Below are 18,702 nucleotides of genomic sequence, written 5' to 3' on the forward strand. Positions count from 1 at the left end.
TTATGAAAGATAATCGTAGAGGCTTTTTAAAAAAAGGGACCTCGCTGGCAGCAGCATTATCGTTAGGCGCAGTTGGTGCATCTGCAGCAACAAATAATACTAATACGGCTATGGCACCTGCACAAAAGGTGGCCTGGCCGGTGGTTGAAGGAGCTGATACGCCTAAAATGACCATGAATGTTGGCTATAACGACATGTCGTCAAAAGTACGGGCAATTAAACAATTCGGGGCTGATTACGTTCACATGGATGCCCCCGCTTTGCCTTGGACAGTAGAAAAGATACAGGCCATAGTTGACCGTTTCAAGGCCGAAGGGCTTTCCATTATTAACCACAGGATAGTTTTGCCCCCCAGCATCCTCCATAATATGGCAGGCCGCGACGAGGATATAAAGAACGTGCAAGATGCTATTCGCATAACCGGTAAAGTGGGTATCCCTGTTATTGAATATAATTTTTACTCGCACCGTTTACGAGAGGGTTATTATAACAGCGTAGGCCGTGGCAACGCTCGCTATTTAAGTTTTGATTATAACCGCAAAATGCCAAACCCGGCAGATAATAACTGGAATGAGCCACATGACCGTAAAGCCGATGAAATGGCATTCGCGGCAAGCGAATTAAAAGCTACTGCCGCCGAGCCCGCAACATCCGAGGAGCAGTTTTGGGAAAACATCACTTATTTTTTAAAAGCCATCATTCCTGTAGCCGAACAATCGAACGTAAAAATGGCGCTTCACCCTAACGACCCTCCACCGCCGCTTAGCCGCGGTTCGGCGCAGCCGATGGGAAGCTTTGCCGGCTGGAAAAAATTATTGGCGATAGTTGACAGCCCCGCAAACGGCATGACCTTTGATTGCGGCGTCTCAACCGAAATAGGCGAAAATGCTATCGAAGTTTTGCATTATATGGCAGCACGCAACCGCATTAACCATATGCACTTCCGCAATGTGAAGGTAGAAACTCCCCGAATTAAGTATACCGAAACCTATCCCGATGCAGGGCAGGTTAATATGTTCGCTGTTATGCAGGAACTGGTTCGTGCAAAATATAAATACGGCGTTTTTGCCGAACATCCGCCAGGAAATATCATCGATAAAGAACGCGGTGGCGATTTTATAGGTTATATTTATAACCAGGCTTATGCCCGGGGTGTATTACAATCGGTACTAACCCTGGAACAAGGATATAAAGGATAAACCTAAATTTATGAGAAGAACAATATTAATTACAGCATTGGTATTAGGTGGGCTGTTTGCCAATGCGCAACAACGTTTGGGTTCCACACCCGAACAGATAAAGGATCTTACTCCCGAATGGAAGGGCGAACGCTCTGCCGACGGGCGTCCGCATGTATCAGATCAATTGCTTGAACGGTTAAAAAAAGTATCTGTTGACGAAGCCTGGGAAAAATTAAAAGCTAAGGGATACCTGAGTCAATTTGAAGGCGGTTGGAAAATACTCCACCCGGATAGCGTTATGACGGGGCGGGTGGTAACAGCACAATACATGCCGGCCAGGCCCGATCTAAATGCAGTTGTAACTACTGCAGGAAAGGCTGAGGGCCGTTCTCAGCATGGCGGTCAAAACTTATGGCCCATTGATATATTAACTAATGGCGATGTTTATGTTGCAGATGCTTACGGAAAAATAGCCGATGGCACCCTGATGGGATCAAGCCTGAGCAGCTCTGTATGGGGCAGGGCCAAACGTGGTGTAATATTTAACGGAGCGATAAGGGATGAAGCAGAGGTGTCTGAAATTAAAGGCTTTAATGCCTGGGTAAAGGGTACAGATCCGTCGGCAATCAGCCAGGTACAATTAACCAGCATTAATCAGCCCATACGCATTGGCCGGGTTACTGTATTGCCCGGAGACGTAGTACTGGCAAACAAGTATGGGACTGTATTTATTCCGGCGCATTTGGTTGCAGATTTGGTGCTTGATGCAGAGTTTCAGGATGTACATGACCAGTTTGAACGTGCCAGAATGCTGGAGGGAAAATATTTAACGGGCCAGATACATGGTGCATGGAGCGATGAAATAAAAAAAGATTTTTTGAACTGGCTAAACCACTATCCGGGCAAATTACCTATGCCTAAAAAAGAGTTAGACGTGTATTTGAAAGCAAATGGCTATTAATAAAAACATTATCGGAGTATTGCTTGCCTTTAGCTTTTGCTTTGGGCGAATAGCATCAGCACAAACCATCTCTAAAGAAGAATTAACATTCTTAACTTCCGAATGGAAAGGCGAACGCTTTGCAGATGGCCGGCCAAAAATATCAGATGACCTGTTAACACGGGCAAAAAATATAGGCCTTGATGATGCCTGGACCGCGCTTAAAAACTTAGGCTATGTTAACCAATTTGAAAGTGGGTGGAAAACCGTTAACGATGAAGCTGTAACAGGCCGCGCCGTTACTGCTATGTTTATGCCAAGCCGCCCCGATGTTGAAAAGAATATAAAAGACAGGGGGGCCAAACAGGGCCGCGCTGGCAATACCAATTCATGGCCCATTGACGTTTTAGTTAAAGGCGATGTATATGTAGCCGATGGTTTTGGAAAAATTGCCGCGGGTACTTTAATGGGAAGCACGCTTGGTAACTCTATCTTCAGTAAATCGGGCAATGGCGTTGTGTTTGATGCTTCGGCGAGGGATGTTGAAAACTTATCAGAAATAAAAGGGTTTAACGCCTTTGTACGCGATTTTCATCCATCGTTTTTAGAAAACGAGGTGTTGATGGGTTTAAATACGCCTATCCGCATAGGTGGCGCAATGGTATTGCCCGGCGATCTGGTAATTGCTAAAAGAGAAGGTGTGCTTTTTGTTCCGGCACAATTAGCCGAGCAGGTAGTTGCTACTGCCGAGTTTGTTTCGCTTAAAGACAATTTTGGATTTGAAATGGTAAAAACCGGCAAATTTAAAACCGGGCAAATAGACAACGAATGGACACCCGAAGTGAGACAGGCCTTTTATAAATGGGTTGATGAGCATCCCGGTAAAATAAAAATGAGCCGCGCTACAATAGATAAGATACTGGAGAAAAGGACGTGGTAACCAAATTCACTATTAAACCAATTAACTAATAAACCATAAGAAGATGAGTGATAATCGCAGAGACTTTATTAAAAAAACAGCCGCGCTGGCTGCCGCATTGTCTGTGAGCGGTGGTGGTATGGCAGAGGCTGCCCCGCTGATAGCGGAAGAGACTGAAAAATTAGAAAATTCAGCAAAACCCTCACAGATCAAAATTGCCGGGCAGATTACACCCGAGCCGGATGATGATACCTTTGCTTTTTATAACCAGATGGGCATTAACCAGGCTGTGTTATGGACAAATGCAAAAAAATCAAGCGGCGAATATTATGGGAGCCGTAAAAAACTTTTTGCAGATCATGGAATAAACGTGTACGGGTTTGGAAATAACGATGTACATAACCAAGACAAGCTGGTACTTAACCTGCCCGGTCGTGACGAAAAGATAGAGGAATACAAGGCCCACCTGCGTAGTTTGGGCAAAGCAGGCATTGGTTACACCACTTACGCGCACATGGGTAATGGTATATGGGATTCGGACGTACGCGGCCTTGCCCGTGGTGGTGCCGACGCCAGGGATTTTAATGTAAATGCGCCAAATTATGGTAGATGGGATGATAACAGGTACCACGCCCCATTAAGCCATGGCAGGCAATATACCCGCGACGAAATTTGGGCCAACTTTAAATATTTTATCCAGGCAGTTGTTAGAACGGCCGAGGAAAATAATGTACATATTGGTATCCACCCTGACGATCCGCCGATACCTGAGTTAGCGGGTGTGCCACGTTTGTTTACCAGCTTTGAGGGCTATAAACACGCTTTGGATCTGGCCAATAACAGCCCAAGCGTGGGCCTATGCCTTTGCGTTGGCTCATGGATGGAAGGCGGCGATAAGCTGGGCAAAGATTCGGTAGGGATGATAGATTATTTTGGGAAGAAAAAAAGGTTGTACAAGATACATTTCCGTAATATTTACTCGCCGCTGCCACATTTTGTAGAGTCGTTTGTTGACGATGGTTATACCGATATGTATACCATTATGCAAGCTTTAAAGCGTGTGGATTTTGACGGCGTTATTATTCCGGATCATATCCCCAAAATGGCAGGCGGGCCAACCGTAGGCACCGCTTATACCATTGGTTATATGAAAGCGCTGCTTAACCGGGTAAACGCAGAAGTATAAACCGTTTAGTACATAACATAAAAGGCCAATTGAAAGTGATTTCAATTGGCCTTTTATGTTTAACCTTGTTTCACGTGAGTGTGAAACAAAATGTAACAAGTGAAACAAGATTTCGACTTAAAACCATGTATATAAGATAATTATGAAAAAGTGATGTAACAAAATGTAACAACTTATTCGTTAGTATTTTTAAGTATAATATTAATACTTTTCATTGATAATCAAATAATTACAAATTTGATAATTTAAAAGTGGTGAAACAAGATGAAACAAAATCATTGATAATAAATGCCACCACTAACGAAGCCATGCTCATTCAACGTTTTGGCAAAATGCTGCTGCACATCGTGCCATGGACCAATACTGTAGCATAGATCTTGGACAATGCCGCAGGGCTAATAATGAAACTAAACTAAAATTCGGTTTAAACATTAAAACCCCGCCAATGCGGGGTTTTAATGTTTAATTGCAGACGCTTTTTGATAGGCCTGTTAGGTGTTATTAAAACGGCAGGTCGTCATCCTCCGGTGCCGAGCTGATGTCGGCAGGGGCGGCGTATTCAGGAGCCGGGCTGCTGCCTGCACCGCTTAGTACGTTTATTTTCCATAATTGCATAGAGTTAAAATAACTCTTTTTGCCTGTCTTATCAGTCCAGGGACGACCTTTTAAGTTAAAGAAAACTTCAACATCGTCGCCAACTTTTACATTGTCTAATAAATTGCAACGATCTTGAATAGCTTCAAATTTCAAGTACTCCGGGTATTGCGGATTCTCTACATATTCTACTATTACTTCTCTTTTTTTCAGTGATTCTGTAACCTGTGCGGTTGGGAACACTTCATGTATTTTACCCTTAATTTCCATAGTTCAAAATTAAAAATGTAAAGTTAATAGATAAAGAAGTGTAAATTCGCACAATAATCATGCAAGTTTTCCACACTGAAAGTAAAATAATCATAACCTGTAACAAAAGGCTGTCGCCTTATTTGCAGCAGGAAGTTGAAGAATTGGGGTTTACCCCAACACGCGTATTCCAAACCGGCGTTGAGCTGTTGGGCACCGTTACCGATACCATAGCTTTAAATTTAAACCTGCGCTGTGCAAGCCAGGTGCTTTATTTAATTAAAGGCTTTACCGCTGCCGATCCGCAGGAGTTATATGACGGACTGGTACAAATAGAATGGGAGAATCTTATTGATTTTACCGGCTATTTTTCGGTAACCTCAAATGTTAATAACGAGCATATTTTAACGCCGCTGTTTGCAAACGTGAAGGTTAAAGACGCTATTGTTGACCGTATTAAATCAATAAAAGGCATACGCCCAAATTCTGGTGCCGATGGTAATAAAACCGTTGTGCACCTGTATTGGCAGGATGACCAGGCCGAAATATTTTTAGATACATCTGGCGAAACATTGGCTAAACACAGCTACCGTAAAATTCCGGGTAAAGCGCCTATGCTTGAGGCTTTGGCAACATCAACCATTATGGCTACCCATTGGGACAGGAACAGTACCTTTATTAACCCCATGTGCGGTTCGGGCACGCTGGCTATAGAGGCCGCTTTATTGGCTACAGATAAACATCCGGGTCTTTTCCGCATGAATTACGGGTTTATGCATGTTATGGGGTATGATGAACAAGTATTTTTTGTTGAACGCAGGGCGCTGAAGGATAAATCAAAAAAAGATATCGGTTTTAAAATAATTGCTACGGATATATCGCAGGACGCGGTAGACATCTCCCAAAAAAATGCAAAAACTGCTGGTGTAGACCATTTAATAGAATTTAGCGTTTGTGATTTTGAAGAAACCGATGTGCCCGAAGAACCCGGTATTGTAATGTTTAACCCTGAGTATGGCGAACGCCTGGGTGTACACAGCAAGCTGGAAGCAACCTATAAGCGCATAGGCGATTTTATGAAGAAAAAATGCGGGGGATACAAGGGATATATTTTTACCGGAAACCCTGACCTGGCAAAAAAAATAGGCCTGCGTGCTACCCGAAAAATTGAATTTTACAATGGTAAGCTTGATTGCCGTTTATTAGAATATGAGCTGTATGAAGGCAGCAAGCGCGAACCAAAAGAATAGTTTTTTGTTGATAGGGTTAGATTAAGCTGATATGTTAATATCAACCATTCATTCACTCAATCAACTATTCACTTAATAAACATTAAATGAAAAAAATATTATTTATAGCAATAGCATTATTTTTGTGCGCTCATTGCATGGCGCAAGAGCAACTGGCCTTTCCGTTTCAGGGAGGTAAAGAGGTAATGACCCGGTTTTTTAAGGATAGCCTGGTGGTATCGCCGGCAATTGTGCAAAAAAAAGCTGCCGGGTTAGCTATTTTTAAATTCACTGCTGATGAGAAAGGCGCTATCAGGAAAATTATTATTTACTATGCTGATGACCTGCTGTTAACACAGCCGATTATTGAAGCGCTAAAAAAATCAAATTATAAATGGATAATTCCTGATCATGAAAAATTTCATGATTTTATATTGCCCTTTACTATTGGTTTCAATTCGCCGGCAGTTGGTAATGCTGCTTTGCAAAAAGCGGTATATAATTTTTATACGCACCGTAAACCGGTACTCACTTATAACCAGGTACCGCTTGATATGGCAACTTTATTGCCTACGGTAGTAGTAAATTACGATCTGGTTCCATAAGGCTTTCCTTAAATTAATTTAATAAAATCCGACTGCTCTGAAGTTTCGTAGGTAAGGGTATCAACCTTGACTAAAACATGAGCAACAAACTAAATTTTAAGCTAAGGGCCATAGCGGCCAGTATCCGTAAAAAGCGAGAATTTAAGAATTATTCGCAAGAATACATGGCGTATAAGCTAGATATTTCGCAAAATGCCTACAGCAAAATTGAGCTTGGTTATACTAAAATAACACTCGAAAGGCTTTTTCAAATTGCCGAAGTGCTGGATATAAATGTGAGCGAGCTGATTGACCCTGATCAGGCTGATTTAAGTGAGCCCGGGCTTTTACATAACGGTACCGATTGACAGAATTCTATATTTGCAGGATAATTTGTAAATATGGAGCACAATACAATCATTCATCAAACAAAAGCTTTTGTACAGGATACCCTGTTGCATGCCGAAGGTGGGCATGATTGGTGGCATATATACCGGGTTTGGAACAACGCCAAACTAATAACCGAAACCGAATCTGCAGATTTGCTAACTGTAGAACTTGCTGCCCTGCTGCATGATATTGCCGACAGCAAATTCCATAACGGCGATGAGGAAATTGGCCCCATTACCGCCGGTAATTATTTACAAAGTATAGATATTGATGAAGAAACTATCCTGCATGTGCAGAACATTATCAGGTACATGTCTTTTAAATCAAGCTTTGATAAGCCTGCATTTTACTCAAAAGAATTAGCTATAGTACAAGATGCCGACAGGCTGGATGCCATAGGCGCCATAGGCATTGCCCGCGCATTTAATTACGGTGGTTTTAAAGGCAGGGAGATATATAACCCCGAAATTGCCCCAGACCTTAATATGAGCAAAGAAGCTTATAAAAATTCAAGCGCGCCTACCATCAATCATTTTTACGAAAAGCTGTTATTGCTAAAGGATAAAATGAATACCGATACCGCCAAACAGCTTGCTCAACAACGGCATAATTTCATGGAAAGTTATTTAGAGCAATTTTATACAGAATGCAAATAAGCAGTTTGTTTTTTTATCCCCTATTATTATTGATTAATAATGAATACAGTTGCAGAGCAAAAACTAGCTGATAAAAACATTAACCCAACTGCAATGCACATATTGGTGTTTAATTTACTTTTAAAACAAAACTCTACTATTAGTTTAACCGATATTGAAAAGAGCCTTGAACCTGCTGATAGAATTACCATTTACAGAACATTAAAAACGTTTGAAGTAAAAGGATTAATTCACATTATGATGATGGAACCGGTTTGCCAAAATATGCTTTGTGCCTAGACGAATGTGATGACGGCCAGCATAATGATTTGCATGTTCATTTTTATTGCGTAACCTGTAAAGAAGCCTTTTGCCTGCCAAATTGCAAAATACCCGATCTGCAATTACCCAATAACTTTACATCTACAGAAATTAACCTGGTTGTTAAAGGAATTTGCAATAAATGCAAATAATGCAATTCCTTTGCATTGTTTTATTCCGTACTTTTGCGCCAAAATTAAAATAATTATCAAAAAAAATGGATTCTGGTCCGAGTAGAAAATATCATCGCTTATTAACAACCTCCTGTTAAGACGGGCCATTCTTTTTTAGGCGGCCCTTGTTTAACAGGGCAACTTTTTATTCATGCTTAAAAAAGAAAAAAGGAATTTCGGATTTCCTCAAAAACAAATAATACCTCCAGTTAAATATTCAAACATGGTTGCTTTTTTTTCAAAAAAGGTGATCAGCTTTTCCCTTGAGGAAAATTTTCTTGTTGCTGAAAATCTCTTGTCATGTAAAACTCATTTTGAATACGAAGCCTGCCTTGACTGTGGTTAAGCGCTTTTTTATAAACAACAAAGCAGCTACTATTTATTAATGATTATAACATGCAAATAACATGAACGCAATAAAAAAAATACCCAAAATAAATAAAGGCCATTCAAGGTCTGTGTCTGGCTTTGATGCGGCAGCGGTTACCTTGCTCCGCAGGGTATCTAAGGAAGATAATCATACTTTTTATACCACAATGGAAAGTAATGAATGGGGATTAACCAAAGCTAATGTAGAGGAAAAGAAAAGAAAATTCGGCTTGAACGAGATAAAGCATGAAAAGGCTCCCGCCTGGTATGTGCAGTTGTTCCAGGCATTTTTAAACCCCTTTATCGCTGTATTAATTATACTGGCAGGGGTGTCTTTTATAATGGATGTATTGATGGCCGCGCCGGGCGAACAGGATTATAAAACAGTAATTGTTGTTAGCGTAATGGTCGTGCTCAGTTCGCTGCTTCGTTTCTGGCAGGAATACACCAGTAACCGCGCCGCCGAAGAACTGAAAAGTATGGTTAAAACTACGGCGACCGTGATTCGGCAGGAGAAGGGAAAATTCGAGATTAATATTATTGACCTTGTTCCCGGCGACATTGTATTTTTGAGTGCCGGCGATATGATACCTGCCGATTGCAGGGTCATTCAATCTAAAGATTTATTTATAAGCCAGGCAATGCTTACGGGAGAATCTTTACCGCTCGAAAAAAGGGAGCGATGTAGTGATGGTGCTAGTAAAAAATCACCTTTGGAACTGGAGAATATGTGCTTTATGGGCACCAATGTTGTAAGTGGTACGGCAAATGCTATTGTGGTGACTACCGGTAACCTAACCTATTTCGGCACAATCGGTAAAGCAATCACCGGAAAACGCAACGAAACCAGTTTTGATAAGGGTGTTAATAAAGTAAGCTGGCTGCTTATCCGCTTCATGTTGGTAATGGTTCCCCTGGTTTTCTTAATCAACGGGTTAACCAAACATAATTGGTTCGATGCTTTAATGTTTGCCATTTCGGTAGCTGTTGGTTTAACGCCCGAAATGCTTCCCATGATAGTTACCGCCAATTTGGCCAAAGGGGCCAAAAGTATGAGCAAGCGTAAGGTTATTGTAAAGCGTTTAAATGCTATCCAGAATATCGGTGCGATGGATATCCTCTGTACCGACAAAACCGGTACCCTTACCATGGATAAAATTGTACTGGAAAGACACCTCAATGTTTTTGGGAATGATGATGACGAAGTAATGAAATGGGCTTATCTTAATAGCTTCCATCAAACAGGTTTAAAAAACTTATTGGATGTTGCTGTTTTGGAACATGCCGAAATACATAGCTGTGTAAACGCGGAAGAATCATTTATTAAGATAGATGAAATACCGTTCGATTTCCAAAGGAGAAGAATGAGTGTGATTTTGGAAGAAAAGAATGGAAAACATTTATTGATCTGTAAAGGAGCTGTAGAAGAAATGCTCGACCTATGTTCATACGCCTTCGATCCCGGGGAAGATAAACAACTACATATAGAGAATGATAAAATTGTGCCAATGGATAATGCTATGCGCAAGATCATTTTAAACACTTCCAGGAAACTAAATGAGGAAGGCTTGCGGGTTTTGTTGGTAGCCATAAAGGAATATGACGAACGACCGCTTACCTATTCGGTAGCCGATGAGACAGGTATGGTGCTTACCGGTTTTGTGGGCTTCCTTGACCCGGCAAAACCTTCTGCCAAACCTGCCATCGAGGCATTGCAAAAGTTAGGTGTGAGCATTAAAGTATTAACAGGCGACAACGAGGTTGTAACCAAAAAGATATGCCGTGACGTGGGTATCCCGGTACAACATATATTAATTGGTAGTGAAATTGAGCTATTAAGCGATAAAGAGCTTACTAAAAAGCTGGATGAAACCAGTATTCTGGCCAAATTAAGCCCTATCCAAAAAGCCCGGATCGTTAAATTGCTCCAGGCAAAGGGCCATACGGTGGGATTTATGGGCGATGGTATTAATGATGCTGCTGCCCTGCGTGATGCGGATGTAGGTATTTCAGTAGATACAGCGGTGGATATCGCCAAAGAAAGCGCGGATATTATTTTGCTGGAAAAAGATCTGATGGTACTGCGTAAAGGCGTGATCTATGGCAGAAGAACTTTTGGCAACATTATTAAATACATTAAGATGACCGCCAGTAGCAATTTTGGCAATATGTTTAGCATGTTGGGTGCCAGTGCCTTGCTTCCGTTTTTGCCCATGCTGCCGATACAAATTCTGGTCAATAATTTATTGTATGACATATCGCAAACATCCATACCATGGGACAGTATGGATGGGGACTTCATTGATCAGCCTCAGAAATGGGACGCACGAGGTATCAGTAAATTCATGATGTTCATCGGGCCCATCAGCTCCATATTTGATTATGCCACTTTTGCTGTAATGTGGTTTGTGTTTAAGGCCAACAGCCCGGCCCACCAAAGCCTCTTTCAGGCAGGGTGGTTTGTGGAGAGTTTGCTTTCTCAAACTTTAATTGTGCACATGATCCGTACCCGTAAAATACCATTTATTCAAAGTTGGGCAACGGCGCCGGTTGTTGCGCTTACATCAGCAATAATGGCTATCGCGATATTCATTCCCTTTTCTCCTTTTGCCACGGCTTTTAAAATGGAAGCGCTGCCTTTAGCCTTTTTCCCATGGTTAATTGGCATACTATTTAGCTATTGCTTATTAACACAACTGGTAAAAGGATGGTTCATTAACAAATTCAATCAATGGCTATAGTTAAAAAATAAAAAAAATAGTAAATCATTCTCATTAATATATTAAAAGTAATTATTAAGATAAAAAATAAATTTAATATAACAATATTTTTAGTCTAGTCTAAAAATATTGTTAGCTTTATCTAATATTAAACGAAAATGAAAAAAAACATACTCCTGCTAATATTGCTATTTAATGCAACAAGCATTGCCTTTGCACAGGATACAGTTAAACAAGATCGTTTTAGCTTTCATTTTCAGCAAACTATAATTACACAGTATAAACCTGCGTTTAGCGCAAAATATAGCGGCGACAACAGCTTACTTACGGGTACCGAAACACAAAGCTCTATAACATCGACTTTTTTTGGCGCAGCACGGTTATGGAAGGGCGCCGAAGCGTTTTTTAACCCCGAAATATCAGGCGGAGCAGGTTTAAGCAAAACATTAGGCGTGGCCGGGTTTCCTAATGGTGAAACCTTTAGAATAGGTAGTGCGTCGCCAGCCATTTATATTGCCCGGCTATATTTTAAACAGCGCTTTGAATGGGGCAAGGATATGGATACGGTTGAAGCTGATGCAAATAAATTAGGCGGGTTAAGAAGCAAGCGATATTTTTCAATTGCGGCAGGTAAATTTGGCATGGCCGATTTTTTTGACGGAAATGAGTTTAGTCATGACCCACGCTCGCAATTTATGAACTGGGCCCTGATGGATAATGCAGCCTGGGATTATCCGGCAAATACCCGGGGGTATGCTTTAGGTATTAATGCAGAGTTTGGTCAGCCCGATTGGACGCTTCGCTTTGCCCTCACCATGTCTACCACAGAAGCAAATGGTTCTGTATGGGATCAAAAAATAGGCAAAGCCAATACCCAGACACTGGAGTTTGAAAAACGCTATACCATAAATGATCTGAAAGGAACGGTACGTCTGTTAGGTTTTATAAATAACGGTAAAATGGGCAACTATAATCAGGCTTTAGCATTAAGCCCGGTTGCACCAAATGTGGATACTACGCAGGCCTATGGTCGCCACAAATATGGGTTTGGCATAAGTGCCGATCAATATTTAAGTAAAGACTTCGGCGTATTTGCCAAAGTAAGCTATAACGACGGCCATACACAAACCTGGTATTTTACCGAGATAGACCGCTCCATAAGTTTTGGCGCGCAACTTAGCGGTAACACGTTATGGAACCGTAAAGACGACCAATTGGGACTGGCATTTATTGGCAACGGCCTTTCGGCACCACACCGTAATTATTTGGCAGCCGGTGGTTACGGGTTTTTAATTGGCGATGGCAAACTAAACTACGCTGCCGAAATGATAGCTGAGCTATATTACAAGCTAAATGCCTATCAGAATAAATTCTTTTTAACACCCGATTACCAGTTTATTATTAACCCCGCCTATAACAAAGACCGCGGCCCGGTTAATGTGTTTTCTATAAGGGCGCATGTGGAGTTTTAAACTGTCCATAATTGCGTTGAAATCTTTCGGCTAATGTAAAAAATCCAACACACAATACGATAATAGTATAAACATCGTTAATTCGCAGTATGAAACGTATTGTTGCCGTAATTATCCCCCTGCTAATTTTAGTGACTGCCGCATCCGCCCAAAAAACCGCAATTAACAAAGCCGTTATTAAATTTCAATTAAAGAACCTGGGTGTCAATACCGGTGGTACTATTAACGGCCTGCAGGCTACCATTCAATTTGCGCCTGGTAAATTAGAGAGCAGCACCATTGAGGCCATACTTGACGCTAGCTCTATCAATACCGAAAACGACCTGCGCGATAAACACCTGCGCAGTGATGAGTTTTTTGACGTAGAGAAATTCCCCAAGATCACCATGAAGTCCGTGTCGTTTAAACATAAAAGCGGCGATAATTATACCGGGCAGTTCAGCCTCACTATCAAAGATAAAACCAAAGTATTTGAAGTGCCGTTTATTTATACCGCTACAGATAATACCGCCACGTTTAAAGGCGGCATTAAACTAAACCGACTTGACTTCGGTATCGGCAGCAAAAGTTTGGTTATGAGTAATGATGTGTCTGTAAGTATAGAGGTTGATGCGGCTAAGTAATAGTTTTCTTTCTCACGCGCCATTGCGGGAACGAGCAGCATCGTGGCCTATCGCTTGGTGACGCTCATGGCCGCTAAGGCCTAGTCCTTTTTCCTTAGATGAAAAAGGACCAAAAACTGAGCGTAGTGACCTCATGAATACCTATAAAAAACAAATAATAGATGAATAAATCAAGCCAGCCCAATCGCTGCCATCGCACATGCCAGACTCCCGGCCGCGTGGGCTGACGGGCCAACGCTCTTTTTTCTTTCTCATTAATATGAAAATTGTTGGCCCATCGGAAAAAGCGTCAGCAAATAAGCTTCGGGTGAGCGCAGATAAAACTGCTGGCCTGTGCGGCTGCAAGGGGCGTAGCGTCTTTTTGCCCGGGAATGGCCCTTGCGCGATACGGAGCAAAATTATGCAGCCCGAGGTTTTGTCTGCGATGCCGGGCAAGGCCCTGTGCGGCAAAGAAGCCTCTTTGCTGACTTGATTTTTGGTTACTTTTCATCAAGGAAAAGTAACAGCCTTAGCGGTAATTGAGCACTACGACGCTGACAGAAAAAACACATATTAACCATAACAATTAATTAACCTAAATCTAACCTAATCAACTTATTCAACCCAATCAATCATCCACTAATTTTATAACTTTACCCATTATGAAATTACGTGTATTGGTTTTTATAAACGCGCTGGCTGTAGCTATTACCCTTTCGGCGGTAAACTATTATTTTCAGCATAAGTTTTATGATATGGCTATCACCTTTATGGCCACCATCATCACCAGTTTTGTTGTTTTTTATTATTTGATAGAGAAATATGTTTACTCAAAAATAAAGCTCATCTACAAACTTATTCATAGCCTGAAACTGGGCCGCGATCTGCGCGATGCCCTGGGCGAACACATGAGCTCTGATCCTATTAACGATGTGGAGCACGAAGTAAAAGAATGGGCCCGAGAAAAGAAAACCGAAATTGAAGGACTGCGCACGCAGGAACGGTTCAGGCGCGATTTTTTGTCGAACATATCGCACGAGTTTAAGACACCGTTATTTGCCATACAAGGATATATTGAGGCACTTCAGGATGATGATTTTGATGACCGCGATATGGCCCGCCAGTTTTTAGAAAAAGCATCACGTAATGTTGACCGCTTGAGCTACCTGATAAAAGACCTTGATGAGATCTCTAAATTAGAGTCGGGCGAGCTGCCTATTAACTATACCAAGTTTAAAATTAACGATCTGATAAAAGAGGTTTTGGAGTCGTCTGAAATGAAGGCTAACAGGCATAACATTAAATTAATATTCAAACAAAAATATGATGAGCCCATACAAGTAAGTGCCGATAGGGAAAAGATTACCCAGGTATTGGTTAACCTGATTGACAACTCATTTAAATACGGTAAAGAAAATGGAAATACGTGGATAACGCTGTTTGATTTGCACGAACAGGTGTTAATTGAGGTTACCGATGATGGTATGGGAATTGAAGAAAAGTACCTGCCACGGCTGTTTGAGCGGTTTTTCAGGACAGATACCAGCCGGTCGCGGCAGATAGGGGGGTCGGGCCTGGGGCTTGCTATTGTTAAGCATATTGTTGAGGCACACCAGCAAACTATTAATGTACGCAGTACAGAAGGATTGGGGTCTACTTTTGGCTTTACTTTGCAAAAGGTAAAGCCGGGTTTACAATTCCCTAACATACCTATTCTTAAAACTTAACATTAACTTAACATTGCAAAATTACCTTTGCCGCAAATACCGATAAAACATGTCATTAAATAGCATCTTTCAATATTTCGTTCCTAAGGATAAAAAGATATTTTTTCCTTTGTTTGAACAGGCATCAAATAACGTTGTAGTAATGGCCACGGTGCTTGTTGAAGCTGTGAACTCAGGCAATCCGGCAACACGTGAAGAGCTGTTTAAACAAATTGATAAGCTGGAAAACAAGGGAGATGAAATTACTCACCAGGTTTATCTGGAGCTGGGTAAAAACTTTATTACCCCGTTTGACCGCGAAGATATACATGCCTTGGCAAGTGCTATTGATGATGTTGCCGATTATATACAAGGTGCGGCAAACCGCATGAACCTTTACAGGATAGATGATTATAATGAGCATATACGCAAACTATCAGAACTGGTATTGCAATGCAGTATTGACCTTGAAAAAGCGGTGCGCGAATTAAAGGATCTGAAAAATGTACGTGCTATTGCCGATTCTTGTATCCGGATAAACAGCGTAGAGAACCAGGCCGATTATGTGTTTGACCGTGCTGTTGCCGATTTGTTTTTGTATGAAACTGATGCTATCCGTTTAATCAAATACAAAGAAATATTATCAGCATTAGAAACCGCTACTGATATGTGCGAAGATGCCGCAGATGTTATGGAATCCATTTTAGTTAAAAACGCCTAACCAACCTATCATAATAAATGGTTACATCCCTATTAGTTGTTGTAGTTGCGCTGGCGCTTATTTTTGATTATACCAATGGTTTTCATGATGCCGCAAACTCTATTGCTACCATTGTTTCTACAAAAGTATTAACCCCTTTTCAGGCGGTGCTTTGGGCAGCTGCCTTTAACTTTTTAGCTTATTTTGTGGTTAAGGACCATAAAGTAGCTAACTATGTAGCTAAAATAGTTGTGGAGCATTATGTAACTATGCATGTAATACTGGCCGGTTTAATCGCAGCTATTACCTGGAACTTAACCACCTGGTGGTTTGGTATTCCGTCAAGCTCATCGCATACCCTGATAGGTGGTTTTGCAGGCGCGGGGATGACCAATGCCATGTACATGGGCGCCAGCGCCCTGCACGCGGTAAATATGCATTACATACTGCCAATTTTACTATACATTGTACTGGCTCCGTTTATTGGCCTGTTTGTAGGCTATCTTATTACCATAATTATATTGCACATCTGCAAAAATTCAAGGCCCGCTGCCGCCGAGCGCTGGTTTAAGGCTTTGCAGTTAATATCATCAGGCTTATTGAGCTTCGCGCATGGTACCAATGATGCGCAAAAGGTAATGGGTATTTTATACCTGGCATTAATATCATCAAATATAATTGGCACCGGTGCCGCGATGCCCGAGTGGATACCGCTGGCATGCTATTCGGCTATCGCGTTAGGCACCATGTCTGGCGGATGGAAGATTGTTAAAACTATGGGTACCAAAATAACCAAAATAACTCCATTAGAAGGTGTAAGCGCCGAAACAGCCGCGGCCATAACCTTAGGCTTTACAGAACATTTTGGCATCCCGGTATCTACTACGCATACTATTACCGGTTCTATTATTGGTGTGGGCTTAACCAAACGGGTATCAGCCGTACGCTGGGGAGTAACTATTAACCTGGTTTGGGCATGGATAATTACCATCCCTATATCGGCCTTAATAGCGGGCCTGGTATTTGTATTGTTACGCGCATTAGGGTATTAATTAATCTCAAATTTTATTAGTTTTATTGCATGAAAAGATTCTTGCTGTTACTTCCGTTATTGCTTTTTGTTGTAATTAGTGCACAGGCGCAACTTATCCCCACATCGCTCGAAATTGGTACCGCCTTAAAACAGGCGCTTGAACAAGGCACCGCAAAAAGTGCCGACCAGCTTTCGGCAGTAAATGGCTTTTTTGGCAATGCCGCAGTAAAGATACTTTTACCACCCGAAGCGCAAAAGGCAGAAAAAACCTTGCGCGGTATGGGCATGGGTAAAGCATGTGATGATGCTATCCTGTCGTTAAACCGCGCTGCCGAAGATGCAGCTATACAGGCAAAGCCTATTTTTATCAATGCGATAAAACAAATGTCATTGACTGATGTAACCAATATTTTATTAGGCAGCACTGACGCGGCAACCCAATATTTTAAACGTACCACTACGGCAGATCTGGTTGCCAAATTTCGCCCGGTTATACAGGTTAGCCTGAATAAGGTTAATGCAACCAAATATTATGCAACAGTTGCCGATAGCTATAATAAAGTGCCATTTGTACATAAAATAAACCCAGACATTGTGGATTACGCGACCCAAAAAGCTATAGATGGTTTATTTATTGAAATAGCCATTCAGGAACTTAGCATCCGCCAAAATATGGATGCATCGCGGTCCACACCGTTATTGCAAAAGGTATTCACTTTTGCTGATAAGAATAAAAAGTTTTGATAAAATATATTTATCAAGTTGTAATTTAATTATCTTGCAATAATTTAAAAATCAATTATAATGCAAACAGGAACAGTAAAATTTTTTAATGAAACAAAAGGCTTTGGATTTATCAAATCTGATAGCGGCGAAGAGATCTTTGTACATGTGTCAGGATTAAGCGATCAAATTCGCGAAAATGATCAAGTTACATTTGATGTTCAAGACGGTAAAAAAGGTCTTAACGCGGTAAATGTAAGAGTAGCTTAATACTATATTTATTGATGAAAAAAGCATCCTCACGTTAATGTGAGGATGCTTTTTGTTTTTTTGGCGGATTTCATCAGCATCATTATATCCACAATGCCGCACCGGTATCTGTTATACACTTAAGTGTTTTAATATATTTATACTCCATTTTTTTAGCGTATGCTGCAAAAGTTAACCCGCCTGCTTTAAATAATTTTTTATGTGCAAACCATACCAGCAGGGAAGTGGCGTAAAAGAAATATTTATAAACTATGATACGCCAGCTTTTAGAGAATTGGCTTTTGCCCTCAAATATTATGGCCAGCCGTTCTGTCTGGAAAGTGATATGATATGCTTCGTCTATTAATATATCGGTACATATTTCTTTAAGCAATTGGCACCTGGTGGCATTTTTAAGCGCCTGGTAAAATATTTGTGCGGTGCTTTCAACAATAATAACGGCCAGGGTCCAAATTTCCATGCTGGTATTAAAGTATCTTATTTTTCTAAATAGTGTATCGCCCCAGTTTTTCTTGATCCGGGGTTTGCCTATCAGATCAAGATAGCTGCCTAAATTGTTGCCATGTTTTTGTTCTTCTTTAATAAATAGTTTAACAGCGCTCACATATGCCTGATCGCCAATTTTAAAAGCATATTTGGTTGATGCTGCTATTAAATGTTTTCCTTCGGATGTTTCGCCCAGCTGCCACGCTTGTAACGAATGTAA

At 41.2% G+C, this 18,702-nt stretch carries 21 protein-coding genes; 18 read left to right on the plus strand and 3 right to left on the minus strand.

Annotation, left to right across the window (positions count from 1 at the left end):
- The first annotated feature begins 2 nt into the window (after window positions 1–2).
- The 4 genes from JWP71_RS04255 to JWP71_RS04270 are packed head-to-tail and all read left to right on the plus strand — an operon-like array spanning window position 3 to window position 4,226.
- Entirely contained in the window at window positions 3–1,199 is a 1,197-nt protein-coding gene (locus tag JWP71_RS04255) for a mannonate dehydratase (protein ID WP_299497475.1), read from the plus strand.
- A 10-nt stretch (window positions 1,200–1,209) separates the two neighbouring features.
- Window positions 1,210–2,142, plus strand: coding sequence for an RraA family protein (locus tag JWP71_RS04260; RefSeq protein ID WP_299497476.1), 933 nt, complete (start codon window positions 1,210–1,212; stop codon window positions 2,140–2,142).
- Entirely contained in the window at window positions 2,132–3,061 is a 930-nt protein-coding gene (locus JWP71_RS04265; RefSeq protein WP_299497477.1) for an RraA family protein, read from the plus strand. The genes JWP71_RS04260 and JWP71_RS04265 overlap by 11 nt, the downstream gene beginning before the upstream one ends.
- Before the next feature lie 43 nt (window positions 3,062–3,104).
- Window positions 3,105–4,226 carry a mannonate dehydratase gene (locus tag JWP71_RS04270; protein ID WP_299497478.1) on the plus strand — a complete coding sequence of 374 codons (1,122 nt, stop codon included), beginning with the start codon at window positions 3,105–3,107 and terminating at the stop codon, window positions 4,224–4,226.
- A gap of 501 nt (window positions 4,227–4,727) precedes the next feature.
- Here the strand turns inward: JWP71_RS04270 and JWP71_RS04275 are convergent.
- Complete coding sequence (locus JWP71_RS04275) at window positions 4,728–5,090, minus strand: DUF3127 domain-containing protein (RefSeq protein ID WP_299497479.1); 363 nt, start codon at window positions 5,088–5,090, stop codon at window positions 4,728–4,730.
- A 59-nt stretch (window positions 5,091–5,149) separates the two neighbouring features.
- Here JWP71_RS04275 and JWP71_RS04280 point away from each other — a divergent pair, with 59 nt between their 5' ends.
- The 9 genes from JWP71_RS04280 to JWP71_RS04320 all read left to right on the plus strand — a co-directional run bounded on the left by JWP71_RS04280 (window position 5,150) and on the right by JWP71_RS04320 (window position 13,585).
- Complete coding sequence (locus JWP71_RS04280) at window positions 5,150–6,319, plus strand: class I SAM-dependent RNA methyltransferase (protein ID WP_299497480.1); 1,170 nt, start codon at window positions 5,150–5,152, stop codon at window positions 6,317–6,319.
- Between the two features lie 86 nt (window positions 6,320–6,405).
- Window positions 6,406–6,903 (plus strand): hypothetical protein, encoded by a 498-nt coding sequence (locus JWP71_RS04285; protein ID WP_299497481.1) that lies wholly within the window; start codon window positions 6,406–6,408, stop codon window positions 6,901–6,903.
- A gap of 77 nt (window positions 6,904–6,980) precedes the next feature.
- The gene (locus JWP71_RS04290; RefSeq protein WP_299497482.1) at window positions 6,981–7,250 is read left to right on the plus strand and encodes a helix-turn-helix transcriptional regulator; all 270 of its coding nucleotides are present in this window, start codon (window positions 6,981–6,983) and stop codon (window positions 7,248–7,250) included.
- Window positions 7,251–7,283: 33 nt separating this feature from the next.
- Window positions 7,284–7,928 carry an HD domain-containing protein gene (locus JWP71_RS04295; RefSeq protein WP_299497483.1) on the plus strand — a complete coding sequence of 215 codons (645 nt, stop codon included), beginning with the start codon at window positions 7,284–7,286 and terminating at the stop codon, window positions 7,926–7,928.
- Between the two features lie 39 nt (window positions 7,929–7,967).
- The gene (locus tag JWP71_RS04300; protein ID WP_299497484.1) at window positions 7,968–8,207 is read left to right on the plus strand and encodes a hypothetical protein; all 240 of its coding nucleotides are present in this window, start codon (window positions 7,968–7,970) and stop codon (window positions 8,205–8,207) included.
- A gap of 345 nt (window positions 8,208–8,552) precedes the next feature.
- On the plus strand, window positions 8,553–8,747 hold the full coding sequence (locus JWP71_RS04305) for a hypothetical protein (protein ID WP_299497485.1): 195 nt from the start codon (window positions 8,553–8,555) through the stop codon (window positions 8,745–8,747).
- A gap of 61 nt (window positions 8,748–8,808) precedes the next feature.
- Window positions 8,809–11,511, plus strand: coding sequence for a magnesium-translocating P-type ATPase (gene mgtA / locus JWP71_RS04310; RefSeq protein WP_299497486.1), 2,703 nt, complete (start codon window positions 8,809–8,811; stop codon window positions 11,509–11,511).
- 137 nt (window positions 11,512–11,648) lie between these two features.
- Window positions 11,649–12,962, plus strand: coding sequence for a carbohydrate porin (locus tag JWP71_RS04315; RefSeq protein WP_299497487.1), 1,314 nt, complete (start codon window positions 11,649–11,651; stop codon window positions 12,960–12,962).
- Window positions 12,963–13,051: 89 nt separating this feature from the next.
- Window positions 13,052–13,585, plus strand: a complete 534-nt coding sequence (locus JWP71_RS04320) for a YceI family protein (protein ID WP_299497489.1) — start codon at window positions 13,052–13,054, stop codon at window positions 13,583–13,585.
- 289 nt (window positions 13,586–13,874) lie between these two features.
- On the opposite strand, the gene JWP71_RS04325 is transcribed toward JWP71_RS04320, so the two are convergent.
- The gene (locus JWP71_RS04325) at window positions 13,875–14,075 is read right to left on the minus strand and encodes a hypothetical protein (RefSeq protein ID WP_299497490.1); all 201 of its coding nucleotides are present in this window, start codon (window positions 14,073–14,075) and stop codon (window positions 13,875–13,877) included.
- A 151-nt stretch (window positions 14,076–14,226) separates the two neighbouring features.
- Here JWP71_RS04325 and JWP71_RS04330 point away from each other — a divergent pair, with 151 nt between their 5' ends.
- From JWP71_RS04330 to JWP71_RS04350, 5 genes are read left to right on the plus strand one after another with little or no spacing between them, the layout of a single operon-like run.
- The gene (locus JWP71_RS04330) at window positions 14,227–15,291 is read left to right on the plus strand and encodes an ATP-binding protein (RefSeq protein WP_299497491.1); all 1,065 of its coding nucleotides are present in this window, start codon (window positions 14,227–14,229) and stop codon (window positions 15,289–15,291) included.
- A gap of 49 nt (window positions 15,292–15,340) precedes the next feature.
- A complete protein-coding gene (locus JWP71_RS04335; RefSeq protein ID WP_299497492.1) occupies window positions 15,341–15,991 on the plus strand; it encodes a DUF47 family protein in 651 nt (216 codons plus the stop codon).
- 17 nt (window positions 15,992–16,008) lie between these two features.
- On the plus strand, window positions 16,009–17,022 hold the full coding sequence (locus JWP71_RS04340) for an inorganic phosphate transporter (RefSeq protein ID WP_299497493.1): 1,014 nt from the start codon (window positions 16,009–16,011) through the stop codon (window positions 17,020–17,022).
- A gap of 29 nt (window positions 17,023–17,051) precedes the next feature.
- Window positions 17,052–17,747 (plus strand): DUF4197 domain-containing protein, encoded by a 696-nt coding sequence (locus JWP71_RS04345; protein ID WP_299497494.1) that lies wholly within the window; start codon window positions 17,052–17,054, stop codon window positions 17,745–17,747.
- Window positions 17,748–17,807: 60 nt separating this feature from the next.
- Window positions 17,808–17,996: a cold-shock protein gene (locus JWP71_RS04350; RefSeq protein WP_299497496.1), complete on the plus strand. Its 189-nt coding sequence runs from the start codon at window positions 17,808–17,810 to the stop codon at window positions 17,994–17,996.
- Between the two features lie 82 nt (window positions 17,997–18,078).
- On the opposite strand, the gene JWP71_RS04355 is transcribed toward JWP71_RS04350, so the two are convergent.
- A partial coding sequence (locus tag JWP71_RS04355; RefSeq protein WP_299497497.1) for a ferritin-like domain-containing protein occupies window positions 18,079–18,702 on the minus strand: 624 nt, incomplete at its 5' end.

Source organism: Mucilaginibacter sp., assembly GCF_028287845.1.
GTDB lineage: Bacteria > Bacteroidota > Bacteroidia > Sphingobacteriales > Sphingobacteriaceae > Mucilaginibacter.

Bases quoted from the DNA above. Each gene is read 5' to 3' on its own strand.
- JWP71_RS04255 (WP_299497475.1), top strand. From the start codon at position 3: ATGAAAGATAATCGTAGAGGCTTTTTAAAAAAAGGGACCTCGCTGGCA.
- JWP71_RS04260 (WP_299497476.1), top strand. From the start codon at position 1,210: ATGAGAAGAACAATATTAATTACAGCATTGGTATTAGGTGGGCTGTTT.
- JWP71_RS04265 (WP_299497477.1), top strand. From the start codon at position 2,132: ATGGCTATTAATAAAAACATTATCGGAGTATTGCTTGCCTTTAGCTTT.
- JWP71_RS04270 (WP_299497478.1), top strand. From the start codon at position 3,105: ATGAGTGATAATCGCAGAGACTTTATTAAAAAAACAGCCGCGCTGGCT.
- JWP71_RS04275 (WP_299497479.1), bottom strand. From the start codon at position 5,090: ATGGAAATTAAGGGTAAAATACATGAAGTGTTCCCAACCGCACAGGTT.
- JWP71_RS04280 (WP_299497480.1), top strand. From the start codon at position 5,150: ATGCAAGTTTTCCACACTGAAAGTAAAATAATCATAACCTGTAACAAA.
- JWP71_RS04285 (WP_299497481.1), top strand. From the start codon at position 6,406: ATGAAAAAAATATTATTTATAGCAATAGCATTATTTTTGTGCGCTCAT.
- JWP71_RS04290 (WP_299497482.1), top strand. From the start codon at position 6,981: ATGAGCAACAAACTAAATTTTAAGCTAAGGGCCATAGCGGCCAGTATC.
- JWP71_RS04295 (WP_299497483.1), top strand. From the start codon at position 7,284: ATGGAGCACAATACAATCATTCATCAAACAAAAGCTTTTGTACAGGAT.
- JWP71_RS04300 (WP_299497484.1), top strand. From the start codon at position 7,968: ATGAATACAGTTGCAGAGCAAAAACTAGCTGATAAAAACATTAACCCA.
- JWP71_RS04305 (WP_299497485.1), top strand. From the start codon at position 8,553: ATGCTTAAAAAAGAAAAAAGGAATTTCGGATTTCCTCAAAAACAAATA.
- mgtA (WP_299497486.1), top strand. From the start codon at position 8,809: ATGAACGCAATAAAAAAAATACCCAAAATAAATAAAGGCCATTCAAGG.
- JWP71_RS04315 (WP_299497487.1), top strand. From the start codon at position 11,649: ATGAAAAAAAACATACTCCTGCTAATATTGCTATTTAATGCAACAAGC.
- JWP71_RS04320 (WP_299497489.1), top strand. From the start codon at position 13,052: ATGAAACGTATTGTTGCCGTAATTATCCCCCTGCTAATTTTAGTGACT.
- JWP71_RS04325 (WP_299497490.1), bottom strand. From the start codon at position 14,075: ATGAAAAGTAACCAAAAATCAAGTCAGCAAAGAGGCTTCTTTGCCGCA.
- JWP71_RS04330 (WP_299497491.1), top strand. From the start codon at position 14,227: ATGAAATTACGTGTATTGGTTTTTATAAACGCGCTGGCTGTAGCTATT.
- JWP71_RS04335 (WP_299497492.1), top strand. From the start codon at position 15,341: ATGTCATTAAATAGCATCTTTCAATATTTCGTTCCTAAGGATAAAAAG.
- JWP71_RS04340 (WP_299497493.1), top strand. From the start codon at position 16,009: ATGGTTACATCCCTATTAGTTGTTGTAGTTGCGCTGGCGCTTATTTTT.
- JWP71_RS04345 (WP_299497494.1), top strand. From the start codon at position 17,052: ATGAAAAGATTCTTGCTGTTACTTCCGTTATTGCTTTTTGTTGTAATT.
- JWP71_RS04350 (WP_299497496.1), top strand. From the start codon at position 17,808: ATGCAAACAGGAACAGTAAAATTTTTTAATGAAACAAAAGGCTTTGGA.